3 protein-coding genes and 1 pseudogene are annotated in these 5,320 nt (G+C 57.8%); 2 read left to right on the top strand and 2 right to left on the bottom strand.

The features are described from left to right. Window positions 1-297 precede the first annotated feature (297 nt). A complete protein-coding gene (locus NWI01_RS18395) occupies window positions 298-1,761 on the top strand; it encodes an IS701 family transposase (protein WP_141385384.1) in 1,464 nt (487 codons plus the stop codon). 69 nt (window positions 1,762-1,830) lie between these two features. On the opposite strand, the gene NWI01_RS18390 is transcribed toward NWI01_RS18395, so the two are convergent. After that, window positions 1,831-3,150: a Gfo/Idh/MocA family protein gene (locus NWI01_RS18390; RefSeq protein WP_141385383.1), complete on the bottom strand. Its 1,320-nt coding sequence runs from the start codon at window positions 3,148-3,150 to the stop codon at window positions 1,831-1,833. 27 nt (window positions 3,151-3,177) lie between these two features. Next, window positions 3,178-4,239: a Gfo/Idh/MocA family protein gene (locus tag NWI01_RS18385; RefSeq protein WP_141385382.1), complete on the bottom strand. Its 1,062-nt coding sequence runs from the start codon at window positions 4,237-4,239 to the stop codon at window positions 3,178-3,180. A gap of 333 nt (window positions 4,240-4,572) precedes the next feature. Between NWI01_RS18385 and NWI01_RS18380 the strand changes: the two are divergent. Next, window positions 4,573-5,247: pseudogene (locus NWI01_RS18380) on the top strand (IS701 family transposase); the annotation flags it as partial. Between the last annotated feature and the right edge of the window lie 73 nt (window positions 5,248-5,320).

Here is a 5,320-nt window from a genome sequence, read left to right as displayed (position 1 = left end):
TTTTCTCTTCGGCCGAATACTGCTTGCGGGTCGCACGGCGGATGTCCTTGATGACCTGCTCCGATGGCGCTTTCCCTGTCCCGGATTTCTGTCTCATCTTCGTTCCTTTGAAAGGCTACGATGAACCAGAGATCCTCCGTTCGCAGTTAAGCCGCTTGGGTCCCATCAGCGCTGACGCCGGACAGTGTCGCAGCACCGCATTCTCGGCTCTAGTCTTACTGAGTCAGAAAGCCGCACTATGAGGACTGGGAAGCTTGCTAGTTTTGGGAGATTCGTTTTTCGGCATGAGGAGCTGAGATGGATCACCGGATTGCGGCTGACAGTGCATCGCGATTTGAAGCCTATGTCGCGGGACTTGTGAGTTTGATCGGGCATGCGGACCGCGCCCGGCCGCTGCGGGATTACTGCGTTGGTCTGCTGATGCCATGCGAGCGCAAGAGCGTCGAACCTATGGCGGCGGTGACCGCACCTGAGCGGACGGCGGCCCAACATCAATCACTGCTGCATTTTGTCGGCGAAGGGCGCTGGTCGGACGAGAAGGTTCTGGCCAAGGTGCGCGAGATGATCCTGCCGGAGATTGTGCGCCACGGGCAGATCGATGCCTGGATTATCGACGACACAGGCTTCCCCAAACAGGGCCGGCATTCGGTTGGGGTGGCACGGCAGTATTGTGGTCAACTTGGCAAGCAGGACAATTGCCAGGTCGCGGTGTCGCTATCGATTGCCAACCACCACGCCAGCCTGCCGGTGGCGTATCGGCTGTATTTGCCGGATCAGTGGACGACGGACGATGAACGTCGGCGCAAGACAGGTGTGCCCGCAGATATCCGTTTCAGGACCAAGCCGCAGATCGCGCTTGAGCAGATCCGTGCGGCCAGTGCAGCCGGCCTGCCACGCGGGGTCGTGCTGATGGACGCCGGATATGGTTGCAACACGGAACTGCGCAGCAGCATCAGCGCACTAGGATTGACCTATGTGGCCGGCATCTTGCCGAACACAACGGTATGGGCGCCGGGCACGGCACCGTTGCATCCCAAGGCTTGGTCGGGCCGCGGACGGCCGCCGAAGTTGATACGGCGTGATCACAATCATCGGCCCATCTCAGTCAAGCAGCTTGCTTTGGGCTTGCCGGCAAAAGCCTGGCGCACGATCGCCTGGCGCGAGGGCTCAGCCGAACAATTGTCCTCGCGCTTTGCGCGGTTGCGGATCCGTGTCGCTCACCGCGATTACAATCTAACCAGGAGCCGCTCGGAAGAATGGTTGTTGATCGAGTGGCCGAAGGGGGAGGCAGCCCCAACAAAATATTGGCTCTCGACACTTCCGCAAAATATCACCTTCGGCAATCTGGTCGATCTCACCAAACTCCGCTGGCGCATCGAGCGCGATTATCAGGAGTTGAAGCAGGAGGTCGGGCTCGGGCATTTCGAAGGACGAGGATGGCGCGGCTTCCACCATCACGCCACGCTCTGCATCGCGGCCTACGGGTTCTTGATCTCCGAAAGGGAGACGATTCCCCCCTCAGCACCTCGTTCCACCGCGATGGTCCAGAAGGCTGGCATTCCCAAAGGTGACAGACCCAGAGGATCTCCCGCTGCGGCCCGAGCGGCACATTCCAAACTCGATTGCCGCCATGCGCCGACGGCTCGTTCTCGCCTTCGTCAAACACCTGCGACGCTGCCCGTGCTGCGCCGCTCCGATCACAAAAACCGCCAAACTACAAAAATTTATGACGCAGTAAGACTAGTTTGGATTGTGTTTTGACTATCTTTGGTGTTGACCTACGAGGGTTCTCGAGTCCCGGCGGTCGAGGACCACTTCATTGTCGATCACTCAATGCTTGTGCATGCTGATCAGGAACGCGTCGATGCGCTGTTGCAGCCAGTTTGGCTCGCCAAAGTTGGCATAATTAATCCGTGAAGCTAGAGTTTCGGGGCGAGGCTCGCTTGGTTCGAAGGTCGTCTCGAGCCGGTAGGCAGCGTTCGCTATCCCTGCCCGTTGGATTGCGAGGGTCAGCTCGGTTAAATGGAGTGTAAAGGCATGCGAGGGAAACGAGGGGCGGCCGGTCGCGATCGCATCGGCCAGTTCAGCGATCCCGAGAACCTTATCCTGCTGACCGAGTTCCCGGAGTTTCAGTGTGCGAAAAACTTCACCAAGCTTCCACCATTTGATTTTGGGCTGCACGCCGCAGTTTGCGGATCCCGGAGGTGGCAAACATAGCAAAGGCAGCTTCCGGCCCCTCACGCCGAATAGCCACTGCAAGAATGAGTTGCGCCGCACACTCATCGCCTTGCGAGCGTTGAGGCTAAGCTGACTGAACCGTTCTAGATAGACTGGGCATCGATAATCCCGATATGTATCGGCTGAAATCATGCCCTTATTGCCAAAGATCCGCATACGATGATCGTAGGGAACTCCGATCGAACAGGTGACACGTCCAACGACGCCGCTTTTGAAGTTAAGGCAGGCGACGGAGAAATCGGGGGTGTTAGGAGGATCCAGCGGCATGTTCGTCTTATCGGGCAGCGTTTGCTTGGAGAACGCAGTCACGCTTTCAACGGGGCCAAAAATTGCGCATAGCCAAGTCAAATGGTAGCCGACATGCTCGAACGTACATCCCGCTTCGTATTCATGCAAATAGGGCCACGGCGCGCCAGTACGGCTGCGCCAATCCTCAGGGTGCATTAGATAGATGACGTTGTCGTCAAACTCTGCGTAAACCGTACGTACATCTCCGACCGCGCCGTCGCGCACCGCCTTCCACATCGTTTGTGTGGTGTCGCCGAGCGCGTTCGACGGCGCACTGGAAAGCCGCAGACCTTTCGATTCCGCGAGATCGAAAAGCTCGCGCGCTTGGTCCATGTCAGTGACAAGGGGTTTTTCGGAATAAACGTGCTTACCCGCGTTCAGTGCCGTGCGTGTCACTTCATAGTGACTCCTGATGCTGGTGAGGTTGATAACGACGCCGATCTCGGGATCAGCGAGCAGCGCATCATTCGAAGCGTAGGCCTTCAATTCGTAGAAAGCGGCGGCTCGATCCCGCCGTAACGCATCGATGTCCGCAATACCGGCAATGACAAGGCCTGGATAACGATTCCAGGTCGCCATGTAATGATCGAACACATAACCGCATCCGATGATGCCGATTTTCATTCGTGTTTCCTCTGACTTTTGAGTGTTTCAAATGAACCGCCTCGCCGACTCGTCGAGGAGTTCTGCAGCAAGCAGAGAACGCGTCAAAGGAGAAACCGGGCTTTCCACAAGTCCGGTCGCGACGCAACGCGCGGCTTCGTCAGCTTGGTAGTGATAACCGTTACCTTGATAAGGGCTAACTACACTGCGATTCCGCGCGGAATTAATTAGGGATAAGATCCCATGGAGCCGTTGTTGAGCACCTTGGGCTAACATAGACTCGCGTAAGGTCGAAAATCGTCCGTGTGAGTTGAGCCGTTTTACGGGGGTCGCGCGCGCCACTCGAAAGCGGAACGGTCTATAGATAGGCGGGGAGACCAGCAGGCGCCCCTTGTCGCCGGCTATCTCGATATCGTTCCTGAGCGGACCCCGCAGACTTGCTTGCAATGTCGAAAGCACCCCGGAATCGTGACGCAGTATAACGACGCAATCCTCGTCGACGTTCCAAGATCCGATATGGCCGGCCGCCCCAACAACCCGAGCAGGACCCAGGAGGGCAAGCGCCCATGCTAACGGGTAGACCAAGCGATGACGGAGCGCGCCGCCACCCAAAGCAGCATTGAATTGATTGTCGCTGTGGGATGGAATATTGGAGGTGCCGAAGCTTCCGCTGAAACTGCGAACTTCTCCAACGAGACCGCCTTTCAATACCTCCTGCATTCGGTCTGCTATCGGCAAGTGTAGATTCCAGAGCCCCTCCATACAAAAGAGACCTGCATCCCGCGCGGCGGTCACAATTAACCGTGCATCATCTGCGGAGGCCGCGAGCGGTTTCTCGATCAACGCGTGTTTGCCGGAGGCAAAAGCGCGAAGCGCATGTTCCCTATGGAGGGACGGCGGCGTAGCTATGAAAACGGCATCGACGCCATCAGCAAGCGCTTCGCCCCAGTTTCTAGCTGCTTCCGGAATCGCGAGTTCACGTGCAAAAGTACGCGTGTTGTCGAAATTTCTGGAATAGACGCGTTTTACACCGCAACGAGTGGAGAAACGAAGTCCAAGTACGAATTTCCTAGCAGCGAACCCTGCCCCGATCACGCCCCAATTGAACATTCTCAACGCTCCCGCGGGCCGCTAACACCAAACTTTTCCGCCATTGGCCCCAGACCGGTGGAAGATCGAACTCCGGTGCCGGACCTTAAAGGATCGCAATCTGCTCGACACTCGTCTGATAATCCAGACGGCAGGCCGCTGCCTTCGTGGAGTACTATATAGTTTATAATAATGGCCGCTATTATTTACGAGAGCATCAACCAATCTTAGTCTTACTGCGTCATAAATGTTCGATTTGATTCATGATCGAGATTCACCCGCGATTCGGAGGCGGCCGTGGATGTCGAACGTGATAGAGGAACGAGTGAATCGCACTTCGCGGCGTTTGTGGAGATGCTCTCGTCGGCGGTGGGGCACTCCGATCGTGCGGCACCGCTGCGGGCCTATTGCGCCGGCCTGATCTTACCGGGCGAGCGCAAGAGCGTCGAACCGATGGCGGCGCGCGTCGAACCAACCCGTGTGCAGGCGGCGCATCAATCGTTGCATCATTTCGTCGCGAAGGCCGGGTGGTCGGATGAAGCCGTGATGGCGAAGGTCCGGACGCATGCGCTGGCGATGATCGAGCGTCACGGGCCTATTCGTGCCTGGATCATTGATGACACCGGCTTTCCAAAAAAGGGGGTGCATTCGGTCGGCGTGTCGCGGCAATATTGCGGCCAACTCGGCAAGCAGGACAACTGCCAGATCGCAGTTTCCCTGTCGGTCGCCAACGATCATGCCAGCCTGCCGATTGCCTACCGGCTCTATCTGCCGCAGGTCTGGGCTGACGATCCCGCGCGGCGCGCCAAAGCGGGCGTGCCCGACGACATCGTCTTCAGAACCAAACCGCAGATCGCGCTCGATCAAGTGCGGACCGCGCAGGCGCAGGGCGTCGCACCGGGCGTCGTCCTAGCCGACGCCGGTTATGGCGTCGACACGACGTTCCGCACGGGGCTGACGAAAGTGGGACTGGCCTACGTCGTGGGCGTGCAATCATCAATGAGCCTGTGGCCGCCAGGCGTAAGCCCTCGCGCGCAACCTCGCACGATGTCCTTGTTACCAGAGACAAGTCTCGCCTCGTAATTTATGACACAGTAAGACT

The sequence above is a fragment of the Nitrobacter winogradskyi genome, from assembly GCF_006539545.1.
In the GTDB taxonomy this organism is placed as follows: Bacteria; Pseudomonadota; Alphaproteobacteria; order Rhizobiales; family Xanthobacteraceae; genus Nitrobacter; species Nitrobacter winogradskyi_A.
Note: the sequence above shows the minus strand (reverse complement) of the source record. Positions and strands in the feature narration are given on the sequence as shown.